12 protein-coding genes are annotated in these 18,264 nt (G+C 68.5%); 10 read left to right on the forward strand and 2 right to left on the reverse strand.

The annotated features are described in order from the left end of the window. Positions 1-18: 18 nt before the first annotated feature. Positions 19-1,464 (reverse strand): condensation domain-containing protein, encoded by a 1,446-nt coding sequence (locus tag RM779_RS13205; RefSeq protein ID WP_311617881.1) that lies wholly within the window; start codon positions 1,462-1,464, stop codon positions 19-21. Next, positions 1,458-2,972 (reverse strand): condensation domain-containing protein, encoded by a 1,515-nt coding sequence (locus RM779_RS13210; RefSeq protein WP_311617882.1) that lies wholly within the window; start codon positions 2,970-2,972, stop codon positions 1,458-1,460. Before RM779_RS13210 ends, RM779_RS13205 begins: the two co-directional genes overlap by 7 nt. Positions 2,973-3,442: 470 nt before the next feature. Here RM779_RS13210 and rplK point away from each other — a divergent pair, with 470 nt between their 5' ends. From rplK to fusA, 10 genes are all read left to right on the forward strand, one after another. Continuing rightward, complete coding sequence (rplK, locus tag RM779_RS13215; protein WP_077059571.1) at positions 3,443-3,874, forward strand: 50S ribosomal protein L11; 432 nt, start codon at positions 3,443-3,445, stop codon at positions 3,872-3,874. An 87-nt stretch (positions 3,875-3,961) separates the two neighbouring features. Next, the gene (rplA, locus tag RM779_RS13220; RefSeq protein WP_311617883.1) at positions 3,962-4,678 is read left to right on the forward strand and encodes a 50S ribosomal protein L1; all 717 of its coding nucleotides are present in this window, start codon (positions 3,962-3,964) and stop codon (positions 4,676-4,678) included. A 128-nt stretch (positions 4,679-4,806) separates the two neighbouring features. After that, entirely contained in the window at positions 4,807-5,712 is a 906-nt protein-coding gene (locus RM779_RS13225) for a hypothetical protein (protein ID WP_311617884.1), read from the forward strand. Positions 5,713-5,948: 236 nt separating this feature from the next. After that, positions 5,949-6,494, forward strand: coding sequence for a 50S ribosomal protein L10 (rplJ, locus tag RM779_RS13230; RefSeq protein WP_077059568.1), 546 nt, complete (start codon positions 5,949-5,951; stop codon positions 6,492-6,494). Between the two features lie 60 nt (positions 6,495-6,554). Beyond that, the gene (gene rplL, locus RM779_RS13235; protein ID WP_311617885.1) at positions 6,555-6,941 is read left to right on the forward strand and encodes a 50S ribosomal protein L7/L12; all 387 of its coding nucleotides are present in this window, start codon (positions 6,555-6,557) and stop codon (positions 6,939-6,941) included. A 526-nt stretch (positions 6,942-7,467) separates the two neighbouring features. Next, positions 7,468-10,953: a DNA-directed RNA polymerase subunit beta gene (gene rpoB / locus RM779_RS13240; protein WP_311617886.1), complete on the forward strand. Its 3,486-nt coding sequence runs from the start codon at positions 7,468-7,470 to the stop codon at positions 10,951-10,953. Between the two features lie 94 nt (positions 10,954-11,047). Further along, complete coding sequence (locus RM779_RS13245) at positions 11,048-14,947, forward strand: DNA-directed RNA polymerase subunit beta' (RefSeq protein ID WP_311617887.1); 3,900 nt, start codon at positions 11,048-11,050, stop codon at positions 14,945-14,947. Between the two features lie 302 nt (positions 14,948-15,249). Beyond that, positions 15,250-15,621, forward strand: coding sequence for a 30S ribosomal protein S12 (gene rpsL, locus RM779_RS13250; protein WP_049572471.1), 372 nt, complete (start codon positions 15,250-15,252; stop codon positions 15,619-15,621). Positions 15,622-15,623: 2 nt separating this feature from the next. Beyond that, positions 15,624-16,094, forward strand: coding sequence for a 30S ribosomal protein S7 (gene rpsG / locus RM779_RS13255; RefSeq protein WP_311617888.1), 471 nt, complete (start codon positions 15,624-15,626; stop codon positions 16,092-16,094). Positions 16,095-16,133: 39 nt separating this feature from the next. Continuing rightward, positions 16,134-18,257: an elongation factor G gene (fusA, locus tag RM779_RS13260; RefSeq protein WP_311617889.1), complete on the forward strand. Its 2,124-nt coding sequence runs from the start codon at positions 16,134-16,136 to the stop codon at positions 18,255-18,257. Positions 18,258-18,264 lie beyond the last annotated feature (7 nt).

Raw genomic sequence — 18,264 nt, forward strand, 5'->3', positions numbered from 1 at the left:
TCGTGGTGACGCGCAGGCTCAGGGCGTTCCGGCCGGCGGCCCGCCGGACCGGTAGTCGCCGGTGCGGGCGATCTCGCGCAGCGTGGCCCGCAGGTGGGTGAGGTAGCGGGGCACCGTGGTGCGGGCGATCGGGGTGTCCGGGTAGTGGGTCTTGAGGTACACCCGGTCCCAGAGGCGGTTGATCCACAGCGACACGTCGGCGCTTCTGTTGGGACCGACCAGGGCGTTGCAGTCCGCCTCCGCCCAGTCCTTCGAGCCGGGGATGTGCCGGAAGTCCATGTAGGACACCATGGGCAGCACGGCGGAGTCGTCGGCCTGCACGGTCAGACCGGGGGTGAGCTCGACGACGCGCACCGGCGAGACCCCGGCGAGGCTCTGCGCCTCGCCGAAGGCCGCCTGGGCATGGCCGACGACCTGCGAGAAGCTGGCGGCGGACCCGCCGTCCTCCGCGACGGGGAACTCGACGGGTGCCAGGTTGATGAACCAGCCCTGGGAGCGCAGCCAGCGCCGCTCGTTCCTGGTGTGGACGACCGTCAGCCCGCGGTAGGAGGCGTGCCCGCCCAGCTCGTGGCCGGCGAGCCCGATCGCCGCGTGCAGGCCCCCGATGAAACCGGCGCCGTGCTCCTTGCACGCCTGCGCGAACGCCTCGGCCTCGGTCGCGTCGAACAGGTCCATCTCGACCGGCACGCTCGGGTAGGTGCGGCCCGGCTCGATGCCCAGCTCCAGCGGGAACGTGCGGGGCGGCCCGGCGAGGAAGAAGGAGCGCCAGCGGGCGACTTCGGGGGCGTCCGTGTCGAGCAGGGCGGCGCGTTCGCGGTCAAGGGTGCAGTAGTCGACGTAGCTGCCGGTTTCCGGCAGCTTGGCGGGGATGCCGCTCAGCTCCGCCTCGTACAGGGCACGCAGCTCCTGGAAGACCAGGAGCACGGAGTAGCCGTCGGTGTGGCAGTGGTCGATGGCCAGGTGGACGGTGGATCGGGCCTCGGGCCCTTCGCCCAGCACGGCCCCGGCCACGAACGGCGGCCAGGCCAGCGGGTCCGTCGCGCCGTCGAATCGTTCCTGCATCCATTCCCGCAGCGCGGACGAGGTGTGGTGGCCCCGCGACACCGGTTCGACGGCCAGCACCTCGGGGGGTACGGCGTGCCGCCGGATCGTCCGGGTGGCCGGGTCGGCGGAGAACCAGGTCAGCAGCGTCGGGTGGCGCCGCACCCACGTGGCCAGGGCCGCCGCCATGGCCCGGGTGTCGAGCCGGCCGGGGAGGTCGAAGACCACGCCGAGCCAGGGCGACTGCTCCCGGCCCGCGGCGCGGTTCGCCAGCTGTCGCCACAGGTGGTTCTCCTGCACGTAGGACGGCGGCGCGGGATGTTCGGGGGCGGCGGCAGCGGCGCGCAGTGCCGCCTCGGGTATCAGGAACTCCGTGAGCTCGCCCGGCGCGGGGGAGTACTCGGTGATCGGCGTCATCAGCATGGGGTCAGGACCTCTTCCCGGCTGCCGGTGGCGGCAACCTCGTGCATCTGTCGGGCGGCGCAGTCGATGTAGGCGGGGACGGCGCTGCGGCCGCGCGCGGTGTCGGGGTAGCGGAAGCTCACGTACAGGCCGTCGAACGTGCGGTTGATCCACAGGTAGACCTCGTGTGCGTGGTCGCGGCGGCTGCGCACCGCCGCGGCCTTCCACTCGGGCCACCGCCGGGCGCCCGGCACCTGCCGCATGTCGACGTAGGAGACGACGAAGCGCGGCTGTACGGAGACGCCGAGCAGCTCGGTCACGCGGGCGAACGGCACCTCCGCCGCGTGCCGCGCGTGCCGCAGGGCGCCTGCCGCCCGGGCCAGTGCCTCGGGGAAGGCGTCGGACTCCGCCAGCGGGAAGCCGATCGGCGCCAGGCCGACGTACCAGCCGACGGACTGCGTCCACTGCGGCCGGTTGCGGGTGTGGAACGGGGTGAGCACCCGGAAGTCAGCGAGGCCCGCGGCCGTGCGGCCCGCGAGGGCGAGAACGGCGAGCACCCCCGCGGGGACGTGGCCCCCGCCCGCGCGGCAGGCGGCGTCGAAGGCGCGGGTCCCGGCCGCGTCGAGCAGCCGACGGCTCCCGCCCCGCTGCGTGCCGCCCGCGTCGACGCGGCGGGCCTCGGCCTCGTCGGCCGGGCCCACGGGCGAGGGGAAGGCGGGGAGTTGCCCGCCGCACTCGGTGAGGTACTCGCGCCACCTGGCCACGGTGGCGTGCTGGACGTCGACCGAGGCGGCGGCCCGGCGTTCGAGGGCGGCGAAGTCCAGATAGCTGCCGGCCTCGTCGAGCCGTGCCGGGACCCCGTCGCGCGCGGCGGCGTACAGCTCGTGTATTTCGTGCGCGGCCAGGAGTATGGAATAGCCGTCCACATTCGAGTGGTCGAAGCCGAGATACAGCGTGGTGGAATCGGTGTGCCCGACCGTGGCGAAGACGTAGGAGGGCCAGGCGAGCGGATCGGTTTCCGTATCGAACAGTCGCTCTATTCGGTGGGTCAGCTCATTGCCGTCGAGGAAATGGCCGACGACGTTCCGCGCGAAGGACACCGCGCCCGCGCGGAGCGTGGCCCGTCTGACGGGAAGAGCGCACTCCTTCGCTTTTTCTGGCTCCTTCTCCGCATTCGCGGCTTTTCCGGCCCCTGGCGCCTCGCTCGGCTCCTCCGGCCCGTCGGGCAGGAGGGGGGCGAGGCGGCTGCGCAGTGACTCGTGCCGGTCGATCCAGCCGAGCAGGGCCGCCTCCAGGGCCACCGGATCGAGTCTGCCCGGGAGTTCGAAGACGGCGGCGAGCCAGGCCGGGGAGCCGCCCGGGCCTGAGCGGGAGGCGAGCGCGCCGGCGAGGTGGGCCTCCTGGACGTAGGACGGCGGTCGGGTGTCGGGGCTCCAGGGCGCGGTCGCGCCCGGCGTTCTCGGGGCCGGCCGCCACACGGTGAGCCACCCGGGGCGGACGTCGAGGTCGTGTATGTCGGTGAACTTCACGTGCCTGTTTTCAGCTTGCTCTGAATTTTTCGTGGGCAGGGTGCGGACCGCGGTGTCCGTCATATGGCCATGCGGCCGGACAGGAAATGTGGCATTTAGCAGCACGGAAACATTCCCGCTGTCGCTCACGGACGGAGCATAGGCAAAAGGCGTCGGTTCCTGTCAAGGCATGTACTTTCGGGTGCCCAAAAGGAGATTGGCGGGCGTCCGCATCTTTACGCTGTGGGAAATTGGAGGTGCCTGGGGCACATTTTTGTGAAGGTGTCGTCGCCTCGTGCGGACGTCCCGTCGACAGGTGTGGAGCCGCCGTCGCTTCCGGAACCGGGGCCACCGGATGCCGTCCGGCCCAGGCGCCGATTTTGGCCGGGTGGCGCCAGCGGCTACCGTGGTGCGGTATGCCTCCGTGCGGCCGTGGGGAAGTCCGGTCCGCGAGGGCACCCGACAAACCTCAAGACCCGGAGGGCGAGCGCATGCCGCCGAGGAAGAAAGTCACAGGGCTGATCAAGCTCCAGATCCAGGCCGGTGCGGCCAACCCGGCCCCGCCCGTGGGTCCGGCGCTGGGTCAGCACGGTGTCAACATCATGGAGTTCTGCAAGGCCTACAACGCCGCGACCGAGTCGCAGCGGGGCTGGGTCATCCCGGTGGAGATCACGGTCTACGAGGACCGTTCCTTCACCTTCATCACCAAGACCCCGCCGGCCGCGAAGATGATCCTCAAGGCCGCGGGCGTGGAGAAGGGCTCGGGCGAGCCCCACAAGACCAAGGTCGCGAAGATCACGCGGGACCAGGTCCGGGAGATCGCCACCACCAAGATGCCCGACCTCAACGCCAACGACCTGGACGCCGCCGAGAAGATCATCGCCGGCACCGCCCGTTCCATGGGCGTGACCGTCGAGGGCTGAGCCCTCGCCGTTCCGCCCCGTGGCAGGGCCACGCGCTGGCCCGCACCACGACTCCCCGTCAACGACAGACAGCTTGCAGGAGCAGCAGTGAAGCGCAGCAAGAACCTCCGCGGCGCGGACGCCAAGTTCGACAGGACTCGCGTCTACGCGCCGCTCGAGGCCGTCCGGCTCGCCAAGGACACCTCGACCGCCAAGTTCGACGCGACCGTCGAGGTCGCCATGCGCCTGGGCGTCGACCCGCGCAAGGCCGACCAGATGGTCCGCGGCACCGTCAACCTGCCGCACGGCACCGGCAAGACCGCCCGGGTCCTGGTCTTCGCCACCGGTGAACGTGCGGCGGCCGCGGAGGCCGCGGGGGCCGACATCGTCGGCTCCGACGAGCTGATCGAGGAGGTGGCCGGCGGCCGTCTCGACTTCGACGCCGTCGTGGCCACGCCCGACCTCATGGGCAAGGTCGGCCGCCTGGGCCGGGTCCTCGGCCCGCGCGGTCTCATGCCGAACCCCAAGACCGGCACCGTCACCCCGGATGTCGCCAAGGCCGTCACCGACATCAAGGGCGGCAAGATCGAGTTCCGCGTGGACAAGCACGCGAACCTGCACTTCGTGATCGGCAAGGTGTCGTTCGCCGAGGGGCAGCTCGTGGAGAACTACGCCGCCGCGCTTGAGGAGATCCTCCGGCTCAAGCCGTCCGCGGCCAAGGGCCGTTACCTCAAGAAGGCGGTCATCACCACCACGATGGGTCCGGGCGTGCCGGTGGACACCAACCGCACCCGCGACCTCCTGGCGGAGGAAGCAGCCGTCTGACCTGTGGTTCAGGCCCGTCCCCGTTTCGTCACAGAGCGGGGACGGGCATTTTTGTTGCCCGGGGCCTGAGTTAGCGTGACGCTGGTAGGAAGAAAACGTCGGTACCTCACGGAGAACATGGAGGGAACATGCCTTCCACAGGCAAGGTTGCGCTGGGTGTGGCGGCTGCCGCGCTGCTCGCCGGCACGGCCGCATGCGGCAGCTCCGGTTCCGGGGGACCGGCGGACGGCCGCGGCGACGACTCCGGGGAAGCCGCGTTCGACGCGGTCGCCGCGGCGGCCGAGACCACCCGCGAGGTGACCTCGGCCCGGTTCACGGCCGAGATGCGCTCCCCGGAGGCCATGGGCGGGGACGTCGCGATGACGGGTGCCATGACCTGGGAGTCCGAGCTGGCCATGGACCTCACGGTCAGTGGACCGGCGCTGGCGGCGGAGCCGGCCGCCCCCGAGGAGATGCCCGTGGTGTGGGCCGACGACGTGATGTACATAGAGCTGGGCGAGGAGTTCGCGGCCGAGTTCGACGGCCGGTCGTGGATGGCGATGGACCTGATGGCCCTGGCCGAGGAGACCGGGGACGAGACGATCGCCGACACCATGTCGTTCGGCCTCGACTCGGCCAACCAGGACCCCGCCCAGCAGCTCGCGCTGCTCCTGGAATCGCCGGAGATCGAGCTGGTCGGCGAGGAGACCCTGGACGGGGCCGAGGTGAACCACTACCGGGGGACGATCTCCACCGAGGACGCCCTGGAGAGCAACGGCGGCGCCGACTTCCTCACCGAGGAGGAGCGCGGGCAGCTGGTCGACGCCATGGGGGAGCAGGGCATCGACAGCTACCACCTGGACGTCTGGGTCGGCGAGGACGACCTGCCGGTGCAGATCCACCAGTCCTACGACACCGGGGCCGGGCCGGTGGAGTACGAGGTGCGGTACAGCGACTTCGGCACCGACGTGACCGTCGAGACGCCGGCCGCCGACGCCACCGTCGACTTCATGGAGCTGCTCGACGAATTGCAGGCGGGTATGGACCTGGGCTGATTTGCCTGTCCCGGCGTCGCTCGCGTAATCTCGACCGGTAGCCAAAGACCGCTGGTTGTCGCCTCGGGCTCTGTGAGGAGCCCGGGGAGGCCGAAGGTTCCGCTGATGCGGACGGCCCGCGCAGGTGATCGGTGAGTGACGTATTCGTCCGCGCCCTGAGCACCTGTGCCGGGGCGTTTCATTATGTCCGGCCCCTTCCGTGCGGTCCCGATTGACCCGGAAGGAGGGCCGAGGTTATGGCGAGTCACGACAAGGGCGAGGCTGTCGCGGAGATCAAGGAGAAGTTCGAGAACTCCCACGCGGCAGTCGTCACCGCGTACACCGGTCTCACCGTGGCGCAGCTGAAGGAGCTGCGCCGCTCGCTCGGTGGGAGCGCCCAGTACCGCGTGGCGAAGAACACGCTGACCAAGATCGCGGCCAACGAGGCCGGAGTCACCGGGCTCGACGAGTTCTTCAAGGGCTCGACGGCCGTCGCCTTCGTGACCGGTGACCCGGTCGAGGCGGCGAAGGGTCTGCGCGACTTCGCGAAGGACAACCCCGCGCTCGTCATCAAGGGCGGCGTCCTTGACGGCAAGGCGCTCAGCGCCGACGAGATCAACAAGCTTGCGGACCTTGAGTCCCGCGAGGTACTGCTCGCCAAGCTGGCCGGCGGCATGAAGGCGTCCATGGCGAAGGCCGCGGCGACCTTCCAGGCGCCGCTGGTGAAGTTCGCCCGCACCGCGGACGCGCTGCGCAGCAAGGTGGAGCAGGGCGGTGCCGGCGAGCCGGCTCCGGCCGAGTAGGCAATCGCCCGCCCGACATACCCAACCGGCACCAGCCGACTGAAGTGGAAGGACGCCATCATGGCGAAGCTGAGCCAGGACGAGCTGCTCGAGCAGTTCGCTGAAATGACCCTCATGGAGCTGTCGGACTTCCTGAAGAAGTTCGAGGAGAAGTTCGACGTCGAGGCCGCCGCCCCGGTCGCCATCGCCGCCGCGGGTGGCGCGGGTGCCGCCGCCGCCGAGGCCGAGCCGGAGAAGGACGAGTTCGACGTCGTCCTGACCGGTGCCGGCGAGAAGAAGATCCAGGTGATCAAGGTCGTGCGTGAGCTGACCTCCCTCGGCCTGAAGGAGGCCAAGGAGCTGGTCGACAACACGCCGAAGGCGGTTCTCGAGAAGGTCAACAAGGAGGCCGCCGACAAGGCGCGCGAGTCCCTCGAGGCGGCCGGCGCCGGCGTCGAGGTCAAGTGACCCCAAGCGGTCGCGCATGACTCCTACCAGGGGCGATCACCCAGTCGGGTGGTCGCCCCCGGGCGTTGTGGCGGCTGTCTCCTTGCCTCCGTCACGGGGCGGGGTATGGTGATCATCGGTTGCCCACCGGCCCCGCTCCGGGCGGGCGGCGAGGGAGCAGGGGCCTTGACGAACCGCACCGGGCGCGCGATTCTCCTTCTCGCGCCGCCAGATCGATCCACGATTCGAGGCATGAACCCACGGCGGGGCGGGAAGTGATGCGGCAGACGGGTCCGCACCCGGCATTCGAGGCGGTCGGGAGCAGGTCCGGAGGGCGTTGGATGGGCAGTACGTGAAGAACACCGAGGGTGGCTCCTCGTTGCGTGACGAAGCGCTGTCCCCGCGGGTACGCGGGGGTGGTCCACACATTGGACATCAGTGGGTCTTGTGGCTACACTGACCCTTTGCGCTGCCTGGCTGCTCCCTGCCCGTCACCTGGAGGGCCGGTACGCGCGCAGAGAGTCCGAGCCCTCGGAAGGACCCCCTCTTGGCCGCCTCGCGCAACGCCTCGACCGTCAGTACGAATAACGGCACCAGCACTGCACCGCTGCGTGTCTCTTTTGCGAAGATCAAGGAGCCGCTGGAGGTTCCGAATCTCCTTGCGCTGCAGACCGAGAGCTTCGACTGGCTCCTCGGTAATGACGCCTGGAAAGCCCGCGTCGAGGCCGCGTTGGAGAGTGGACAGGACGTCCCGAGGAAGTCGGGTCTGGAGGAGATCTTCGAGGAGATCTCCCCGATCGAGGACTTCTCCGGCTCCATGTCGCTGACCTTCCGCGATCACCGCTTCGAGCCCCCCAAGAACTCGATCGACGAGTGCAAGGAGCGCGACTTCACGTACGCCGCCCCGCTCTTCGTCACCGCGGAGTTCACCAACAACGAGACCGGCGAGATCAAGTCCCAGACGGTCTTCATGGGCGACTTCCCCCTGATGACCAACAAGGGCACCTTCGTGATCAACGGCACCGAGCGTGTCGTGGTCTCGCAGCTGGTCCGCTCGCCGGGCGTCTACTTCGACAGCAGCATCGACAAGACCTCCGACAAGGACCTGTTCTCCGCCAAGATCATCCCGTCCCGGGGTGCCTGGCTGGAAATGGAGATCGACAAGCGCGACATGGTCGGTGTGCGCATCGACCGCAAGCGCAAGCAGTCGGTCACCGTGCTGCTGAAGGCGCTGGGCTGGTCCTCCGAGCAGATCCTGGAGGAGTTCGGCGACTACGAGTCCATGCGCGCCACCCTGGAGAAGGACCACACCCAGGGGCAGGACGACGCGCTGCTCGACATCTACCGCAAGCTCCGCCCGGGCGAGCCGCCGACCCGCGAGGCCGCGCAGACCCTGCTGGAGAACCTGTACTTCAACTCCAAGCGCTACGACCTGGCCAAGGTCGGCCGCTACAAGATCAACAAGAAGCTCGGCGGGGACGAGCCGCTCGACGCGGGCGTGCTGACCGTCGAGGACATCGTCGCCACGATCAAGTACCTGGTCAGGCTGCACGCCGGCGAGACCGAGAGCGCCGTCGAGGGCGGGCGGACGATCGTCGTCGAGACCGACGACATCGACCACTTCGGCAACCGCCGCCTGCGCAACGTCGGCGAGCTGATCCAGAATCAGGTGCGCACCGGGCTCGCCCGCATGGAGCGCGTCGTCCGCGAGCGCATGACCACGCAGGACGTCGAGGCGATCACGCCGCAGACGCTCATCAACATCCGGCCGGTCGTCGCCTCCATCAAGGAGTTCTTCGGCACCAGCCAGCTGTCGCAGTTCATGGACCAGACCAACCCGCTGTCCGGTCTGACCCACAAGCGCCGGCTCTCCGCGCTCGGCCCCGGCGGTCTGAGCCGTGAGCGGGCCGGCCTCGAAGTCCGGGACGTGCACCCCTCGCACTACGGCCGGATGTGCCCGATCGAGACCCCGGAAGGGCCGAACATCGGCCTCATCGGCTCGCTCGCGGCGTTCGGCCGGGTCAACGCGTTCGGCTTCGTCGAGACCCCGTACCGCAAGGTCACCGACGGCGTCGTGACGGACGAGGTGCACTACCTGACCGCCGACGAGGAGGACCGGTACGTCATCGCGCAGGCCAACGCGCGCCTGACCGACGACTACCACTTCGCCGAGACCCGGGTGCTGGTCCGCCGCCGCGGCGGTGAGATCGACTACGTGACCGGCACCGAGGTCCACTACATGGACGTCTCGCCGCGCCAGATGGTGTCGGTCGCGACCGCCATGATCCCGTTCCTGGAGCACGACGACGCCAACCGCGCCCTCATGGGTTCCAACATGATGCGGCAGGCCGTGCCCCTGATCCAGGCCGAGTCGCCGCTGGTCGGCACCGGCATGGAGTACCGTTCCGCGGTCGACGCGGGCGACGTGATCAAGGCCGAGCAGGACGGCGCGATCACCGACGTCTCCGCCGACTACGTCTCCATCGCCAACGACGACGGCACGCACGTCACCCACCGGCTGGCCAAGTTCCACCGCTCCAACCAGGGCACCTCCTACAACCAGAAGGTCATGGTCGAGGAGGGCGACCGGGTGGTCGCGGGGCAGGTCATCGCCGACGGGCCCTCCACCCAGCGCGGTGAGATGGCCCTCGGGAAAAACCTGCTGGTCGCGTTCATGCCCTGGGAGGGCTACAACTACGAGGACGCGATCATCCTCTCCCAGCGCCTGGTGCAGGACGACGTCCTCTCCTCGATCCACATCGAGGAGCACGAGGTCGACGCCCGCGACACCAAGCTCGGGCCCGAGGAGATCACCCGGGACATTCCGAACGTGTCGGAGGAGGTCCTCGCCGACCTCGACGACCGCGGCATCATCCGCATCGGCGCCGAGGTCGAGGCCGGGGACATCCTGGTCGGCAAGGTCACCCCGAAGGGTGAGACCGAGCTGACCCCGGAGGAGCGGCTGCTGCGCGCGATCTTCGGCGAGAAGGCGCGCGAGGTCCGCGACACCTCGCTGAAGGTGCCGCACGGCGAGACCGGCAAGGTCATCGGCGTGCGGGTCTTCGACCGCGAGGAGGGCGACGAGCTGCCCCCCGGCGTCAACCAGCTGGTCCGCGTGTACGTGGCCCAGAAGCGCAAGATCACCGACGGCGACAAGCTCGCCGGCCGGCACGGCAACAAGGGCGTGATCTCGAAGATCCTGCCGGTCGAGGACATGCCGTTCATGGAGGACGGCACCCCGGTCGACATCATCCTCAACCCCCTGGGCGTCCCCTCCCGGATGAACCCGGGGCAGGTGCTGGAGATCCACCTCGGCTGGCTGGCCTCCCAGGGCTGGCACGTCGAGGGCGTCGACGCGGAGTGGAAGGAGCGGCTGGCGTCCATCGGCGCCGACGAGGTCGCCCCCGGCACCAATGTCGCCACCCCCGTCTTCGACGGCGCTCGCGAGGACGAGATGGCCGGCCTCTTCGAGTCCACCATCCCCAACCGCGACGGCGACCGGCTCGTGCAGTCCTCCGGCAAGGCCCGGCTGTACGACGGCCGGTCCGGTGAGCCGTTCCCCGACCCGATCTCCATCGGGTACATGTACATCCTCAAGCTCCACCACCTGGTCGACGACAAGCTGCACGCCCGTTCGACCGGCCCGTACTCGATGATCACTCAGCAGCCGCTCGGTGGTAAGGCGCAGTTCGGCGGTCAGCGTTTCGGCGAGATGGAGGTGTGGGCGCTGGAGGCGTACGGCGCCGCCTACGCCCTCCAGGAGCTGCTGACGATCAAGTCCGACGACGTCACCGGCCGGGTGAAGGTCTACGAGGCGATCGTCAAGGGCGAGAACATCCCGGAGCCCGGTATTCCGGAGTCCTTCAAGGTGCTCATCAAGGAGATGCAATCGCTCTGCCTCAACGTGGAGGTGCTGTCGTCCGACGGCATGTCCATCGAGATGCGTGACACCGACGAGGACGTCTTCCGCGCCGCGGAGGAGCTCGGCATCGACCTGTCCCGGCGCGAGCCGAGCAGCGTCGAAGAGGTCTGACGGGCCGGGCCCGGCGGGGCGCGCGTCCCGCCGGGCCTCCCCACCCGGACCCCGACAGACCATTGACTCACGACCCTGAGAGGGATTGACGAGAGTGCTCGACGTCAACTTCTTCGACGAGCTGCGGATCGGCCTCGCCACCGCTGACGACATCCGTCAGTGGTCACACGGCGAGGTCAAGAAGCCGGAGACCATCAACTACCGCACCCTCAAGCCCGAGAAGGACGGACTCTTCTGCGAGAAGATCTTCGGTCCGACCCGGGACTGGGAGTGCTACTGCGGCAAGTACAAGCGCGTCCGCTTCAAGGGCATCATCTGTGAGCGCTGCGGTGTCGAGGTGACCCGCGCCAAGGTGCGCCGCGAGCGGATGGGCCACATCGAGCTGGCCGCGCCCGTGACCCACATCTGGTACTTCAAGGGCGTGCCCTCACGTCTGGGCTACCTGCTCGACCTGGCCCCGAAGGACCTGGAAAAGGTCATCTACTTCGCCGCGTACATGATCACGTTCGTGGACGAGGAGCGCCGCACGCGCGACCTGCCCTCGCTGGAGGCGCACATCTCCGTCGAGCGCCAGCAGATCGAGCAGCGCCGCGACGCCGACCTGGAGGCCAGGGCCAAGAAGCAGGAGTCCGACCTGGCCGAGCTGGAGGCCGAGGGCGCCAAGGCCGACGCGCGCCGCAAGGTCCGCGAGGGCGCCGAGCGGGAGATGAAGCAGCTCCGCGACCGGGCCCAGCGCGAGCTGGACCGCCTGGACGAGGTGTGGAACCGCTTCAAGAACCTCAAGGTCCAGGACCTGGAGGGCGACGAGTTGCTCTACCGCGAGTTGCGCGACCGCTTCGGCACGTACTTCGACGGTTCGATGGGGGCCGCGGCGCTGCAGAAGCGCCTGGAGACCTTCGACCTGAACGAAGAGGCCGAGCGGCTGCGGGAGATCATCCGCACCGGCAAGGGCCAGAAGAAGACCCGCGCCCTGAAGCGGCTGAAGGTCGTCTCCGCGTTCCTCCAGACGTCCAACAGCCCCAAGGGCATGGTGCTCGACTGCGTCCCGGTGATCCCGCCGGACCTGCGCCCGATGGTGCAGCTGGACGGTGGCCGCTTCGCGACCTCCGACCTGAACGACCTGTACCGCCGCGTCATCAACCGCAACAACCGCCTGAAGCGGCTTCTCGACCTCGGCGCGCCCGAGATCATCGTGAACAACGAGAAGCGCATGCTCCAGGAGGCCGTGGACGCGCTGTTCGACAACGGCCGCCGGGGCCGCCCGGTGACCGGGCCCGGCAACCGGCCGCTGAAGTCGCTGTCCGACATGCTCAAGGGCAAGCAGGGCCGCTTCCGGCAGAACCTGCTGGGCAAGCGCGTCGACTACTCGGCCCGTTCCGTGATCGTCGTCGGCCCGCAGCTGAAGCTCCACCAGTGCGGTCTGCCGAAGGCGATGGCGCTCGAACTGTTCAAGCCGTTTGTGATGAAGCGCCTGGTCGACCTGAATCACGCGCAGAACATCAAGTCGGCCAAGCGCATGGTCGAGCGCCAGCGCACCGTGGTGTACGACGTCCTCGAAGAGGTCATCGCCGAGCACCCGGTCCTGCTGAACCGCGCGCCCACGCTGCACCGGCTCGGCATCCAGGCGTTCGAGCCGCAGCTCGTCGAGGGCAAGGCCATCCAGATCCACCCGCTGGTGTGCACCGCGTTCAACGCGGACTTCGACGGCGACCAGATGGCCGTTCACCTGCCGCTTTCCGCGGAGGCCCAGGCCGAGGCCCGCATCCTGATGCTGTCCTCGAACAACATCCTGAAGCCGGCGGACGGCCGCCCGGTCACCATGCCCACCCAGGACATGGTGCTCGGCCTGTTCTTCCTCACCACCGACGAGGAGGAGCGCGAGGTCAGGGGCGAGGGCCGGTCGTTCGCGTCGAGCGCCGAGGGCCTCATGGCGTTCGACGCCGGTGAGCTGTCGCTCCAGGCGAAGATCGACATCCGCTTCCCCGTCGGCTCGGTGCCGCCCCGCGGCTGGACTCCGCCGGAGCCGGTCGAGGGCGAGCCCGAGTGGCAGCCGGGCGACAGCTTCCGCCTGCGCACGACGCTGGGCCGGGCGCTGTTCAACGAGCTGCTGCCCGAGGACTATCCGTTCGTCGACCAGTCGGTGGGCAAGAAGCAGCTCTCCGGCATCGTGAACGACCTGGCGGAGCGCTACCCCAAGGTCGTCGTCGCCGCCGCCCTGGACAACCTCAAGGCCGCCGGTTACTACTGGGCCACCAGGTCCGGCGTCACCGTCGCCGTGTCCGACATCGTCGTCCCCGACGCGAAGAAGGACATCCTCGCCAACTACGAGGCGCAGGACGAGAAGGTCCAGAAGCAGTACGAGCGCGGCCTGATCACCAAGGACGAGCGGACCCAGGAGCTCATCGCGATCTGGACGAAGGCGACCACCGAGGTCGCCGAGGCCATGAGCGACAACTTCCCGAAGACCAACCCGATCTTCATGATGGTCGACTCGGGTGCCCGCGGAAACATGATGCAGATGCGTCAGATCGCGGGTATGCGCGGCCTGGTGTCCAACGCGAAGAACGAGACGATCCCGCGGCCGATCAAGGCGTCGTTCCGCGAGGGCCTGTCCGTGCTGGAGTACTTCATCTCCACGCACGGCGCCCGCAAGGGTCTGGCCGACACCGCCCTGCGGACCGCCGACTCCGGGTACCTCACCCGGCGTCTGGTGGACGTCTCGCAGGACGTGATCATCCGCGAGGAGGACTGCGGCACCGACCGCGGCCTCAAGCTGGAGATCGCCGCCAAGGGCGCGGACGGCGTGCTGCGCAAGGCGGAGAACGTCGAGTCCAGCGTGTACGCGCGCTGCCTCGCCGAGGACATCGTCGCCGAGGGCAAGGTGCTGGCCCCGGCCGGTACCGACCTGGGCGACGTGCTCATCGACGAGCTGGTCCGGTACGGCGTGGGGACGGTCAAGACCCGTTCGGTCCTCACCTGCGAGTCCGCCGTCGGCACCTGCGCCATGTGCTACGGGCGTTCGCTGGCGACCGGCAAGCTGGTGGACATCGGCGAGGCGGTCGGCATCATCGCCGCCCAGTCGATCGGTGAGCCCGGCACCCAGCTGACCATGCGGACGTTCCACACCGGCGGTGTCGCGGGTGAGGACATCACGCAGGGTCTGCCGCGTGTGGTCGAGCTGTTCGAGGCCCGCACCCCGAAGGGCGTCGCGCCGATCTCCGAGTCGGCCGGCCGGGTGCGGATCGAGGAGACCGAGAAGACCAAGAAGGTCATCGTCACTCCGGACGACGGCTCGGACGAGACCTCCTACGCGGTCTCGAAGCGCGCCAGGCTCCTGGTGGGCGAGGGCGACCACGTCACCGTCGGCCAGCCGCTGACGGTCGGCGCGGCCAACCCGCACGACGTGCTGCGCATCCTCGGGCAGCGGGCCGTGCAGGTCTACCTGGTGGGCGAGGTCCAGAAGGTCTACAACTCGCAGGGTGTGGCCATCCACGACAAGCACATCGAGATCATCGTCCGGCAGATGCTGCGCCGGGTGACGATCATCGAGTCCGGTGACGCGGAGTTGCTGCCGGGCGAGCTGGTCGAGCGCTCGAAGTTCGAGTCCGAGAACCGGCGCGTCGTGGCGGAAGGCGGCCACCCGGCCTCCGGCCGTCCGCAGCTCATGGGCATCACCAAGGCGTCGCTGGCCACCGAGTCGTGGCTGTCGGCGGCCTCCTTCCAGGAGACGACCCGGGTGCTGACCGACGCGGCGATCAACGCCAAGTCGGACTCCCTGATCGGCCTCAAGGAGAACGTGATCATCGGTAAGCTGATCCCGGCCGGCACGGGCCTGTCCCGCTACCGGAACATCCGGGTGGAGCCCACCGAGGAGGCGAAGGCGGCGATGTACTCGGCTGTCGGCTACGACGACATCGACTACTCCCCCTTCGGCAGCGGCTCCGGCCAGGCCGTTCCGCTGGAGGACTACGACTACGGCCCGTACCAGGGCTGAGTCTCCGCCTGATGAGCGGGGTGGCGGGCGCACACGCGCCCGCCACCCCGCTCTGCTGTGGGGGGCAGGTCGGGCGTGCTTGCTTGTTTTGACCGCAGCGCGCGGGGTAGGTAGGCTCTGACCTTGTGCCTGGGGTGTTCCCTGCGCTTTTTCAGCTGCATCAGGAACTCCGGGATTCTGCATCCGCTTCCCCGCCCAGCGAGGAGCTGGATTCTGCAGTCTTCGACACACCCGACCGCGTGGGTCGGTGATGTGGCCCAGGTTAGCTTCATTGAGATCGGCACAGAGAAACCGGAGAAACCGTGCCAACGATCCAGCAGCTGGTCCGTAAGGGCCGGCAGGACAAGGTCGAGAAGAACAAGACGCCGGCGCTCGAGGGCTCCCCTCAGCGGCGCGGCGTCTGCACGCGTGTGTTCACCACCACGCCGAAGAAGCCGAACTCGGCGCTCCGCAAGGTCGCCCGTGTGAGGCTCAGCAATGGGATCGAGGTCACGGCCTACATTCCGGGTGAGAACCACAACCTTCAGGAGCACTCCATCGTGCTGGTGCGCGGTGGCCGTGTGAAGGACCTGCCGGGTGTTCGTTACAAGATCATCCGTGGCTCCCTGGACACCCAGGGCGTCAAGAACCGCAAGCAGGCCCGCAGCCGCTACGGCGCCAAGAAGGAGAAGTAAGCATGCCTCGTAAGGGCCCCGCCCCGAAGCGGCCGGTTCACATCGACCCGGTGTACGGCTCTCCTCTGGTGACCTCTCTCATCAACAAGGTGCTGCTGAACGGCAAGCGCTCCACCGCCGAGCGCATCGTCTACGGCGCCATGGAGGGGCTGCGGGAGAAGTCCGGCAACGACCCGGTCATCACCCTCAAGCGCGCGCTGGAGAACGTGAAGCCGACCCTTGAGGTCCGTTCCCGCCGCGTCGGTGGCGCCACGTACCAGGTGCCGGTCGAGGTGCGCCCCGGGCGTTCCTCCACGCTCGCGCTGCGCTGGCTGGTCGGCTACTCCCGCGCGCGCCGCGAGAAGACCATGACCGAGCGGCTGATGAACGAGCTGCTCGATGCCTCCAACGGGCTCGGTGCCTCCGTGAAGAAGCGCGAGGACACCCACAAGATGGCCGAGTCCAACAAGGCCTTCGCGCACTACCGCTGGTAGTCGCAAACCCCATCGAGACCGAGAGAAGAATGAAGCCAGATGGCTACCACTTCACTTGACCTGGCCAGGGTCCGCAATATCGGGATCATGGCCCACATCGACGCGGGCAAGACGACGACCACCGAGCGGATTCTGTACTACACCGGCGTGAGCTACAAAATCGGTGAGGTTCACGACGGCGCCGCCACCATGGACTGGATGGCGCAGGAGCAGGAACGCGGCATCACGATCACGTCCGCCGCGACCACCTGTCACTGGCCGCTCGACGAGGTCGACCACACCATCAACATCATCGACACCCCCGGGCACGTCGACTTCACGGTCGAGGTGGAGCGCTCGCTGCGCGTCCTGGACGGTGCCGTGACGGTGTTCGACGGCGTCGCCGGTGTCGAGCCGCAGTCCGAGACCGTCTGGCGCCAGGCGGACCGCTACGGTGTGCCGCGTATTTGCTTCGTGAACAAGCTGGACCGGACCGGGGCGGACTTCTTCCGCTGCGTCGACATGATCGTCGACCGGCTGAGTGCCACCCCGCTGGTCATGCAGCTGCCGATCGGCGCCGAGGCCGGCTTCAAGGGCGTGATCGATCTCGTCCGCATGAAGGCCCTGGTGTGGTCCGAGGAGACCAAGCTCGGTGAGATGTACGACGTCGTCGACATCCCCGCGGACCTGCAGGGCCAGGCCGAGGAGTGGCACGGCAAGCTGGTCGAGGCCGTCTCGGAGAACGACGAGGAGATGATGGAGCTGTACCTGGAGGGCGAGGAGCCCTCCGAGGAGCAGCTCTACGCGGCGATCCGCCGCGTCACCCTCGCCTCCACGGGCGCCGAGGGCTCCGCCACCGTCACCCCGGTGTTCTGCGGCACCGCGTTCAAGAACAAGGGCGTGCAGCCCCTGCTCGACGCGGTCGTGCGGTACCTGCCGTCGCCGCTGGACGTCGAGGCCGTCGAGGGCCACTCCCCGCGGAACCCGGAGGAGGTCCTCCTCCGGAAGCCGTCGGAGGAGGAGCCGCTGGCCGCTCTCGCGTTCAAGATCGCGAGTGACCCGCACCTGGGCAAGCTCACCTTCATCCGCGTCTACTCCGGCGTGCTCAACACGGGCATGCAGGTGCAGAACTCCGTGAAGGAGAAGAAGGAGCGGATCGGGAAGATCTACCGCATGCACGCCAACAAGCGTGAGGAGATCGACCGCGTCGGCGCCGGCGACATCGTCGCCGTCATGGGCCTGAAGCAGACCACCACCGGTGAGACGCTGTGCGACCCGGCGAAGCCGGTGATCCTGGAGTCGATGGACTTCCCGGCGCCGGTCATCGAGGTCGCGATCGAGCCCAGGTCGAAGGGTGACCAGGAGAAGCTGGGCATCGCGATCCAGCGGCTGGCCGAGGAGGACCCGTCCTTCCAGGTCAAGGCCGACCAGGAGACCGGTCAGACGATCATCTCGGGCATGGGCGAGCTGCACCTGGACGTGCTGGTCGACCGGATGAAGCGCGAGTTCAAGGTCGAGGCCAACGTCGGCAAGCCGCAGGTCGCCTACCGGGAGACCCTGCGCCGGGCCGTCGACAAGGTCGACTACACCCACAAGAAGCAGACCGGTGGCTCCGGTCAGTTCGCGAAGGTGCAGATCCGTCTGGAGCCGCTGGAAGGCGACGGGTACGAGTTCGAGAACAAGATCACCGGTGGCCGCATCCCCAGGGAGTACATCCCCTCGGTGGACGCGGGCTGCCAGGAGGCGATGGAGTTCGGCGTGCTCGCCGGCTACCCGCTGACCGGCGTGAAGGTGACCCTGCTCGACGGCGCGTACCACGACGTGGACTCTTCCGAGATGGCCTTCAAGATCGCCGGTTCGATGGCGTTCAAGGAGGCGGCGCGGAAGGCCAGTCCCGCGCTTCTCGAGCCGCTGATGGCCGTCGAGGTCACCACGCCCGAGGAGTACATGGGGGACGTGATCGGTGACATCAACTCCCGCCGTGGCCAGATCCAGGCCATGGAGGACCGCAGCGGCGCCAAGGTCGTCAAGGCGCTCGTGCCGCTGTCGGAGATGTTCGGTTACGTCGGTGACCTGCGCAGCAAGACTTCCGGTCGCGCGAGTTACAGCATGCAGTTCGATTCCTACGGCGAGGTTCCGAAGAACGTCGCCGAGGAGATCATCGCGAAGGCCAAGGGCGAGTAACCCCTAA

Origin of the sequence: Streptomyces johnsoniae, assembly GCF_031845565.1 — a bacterium.
In the GTDB taxonomy this organism is placed as follows: Bacteria; Actinomycetota; Actinomycetes; order Streptomycetales; family Streptomycetaceae; genus Streptomyces; species Streptomyces johnsoniae.

Coding starts and splice junctions, on each gene's coding strand:
- RM779_RS13205 (WP_311617881.1), bottom strand. CDS start 1,464: ATGCTGATGACGCCGATCACCGAGTACTCCCCCGCGCCGGGCGAGCTC.
- rplK (WP_077059571.1), top strand. CDS start 3,443: ATGCCGCCGAGGAAGAAAGTCACAGGGCTGATCAAGCTCCAGATCCAG.
- RM779_RS13225 (WP_311617884.1), top strand. CDS start 4,807: ATGCCTTCCACAGGCAAGGTTGCGCTGGGTGTGGCGGCTGCCGCGCTG.
- rplJ (WP_077059568.1), top strand. CDS start 5,949: ATGGCGAGTCACGACAAGGGCGAGGCTGTCGCGGAGATCAAGGAGAAG.
- rplL (WP_311617885.1), top strand. CDS start 6,555: ATGGCGAAGCTGAGCCAGGACGAGCTGCTCGAGCAGTTCGCTGAAATG.
- rpsG (WP_311617888.1), top strand. CDS start 15,624: ATGCCTCGTAAGGGCCCCGCCCCGAAGCGGCCGGTTCACATCGACCCG.
- fusA (WP_311617889.1), top strand. CDS start 16,134: ATGGCTACCACTTCACTTGACCTGGCCAGGGTCCGCAATATCGGGATC.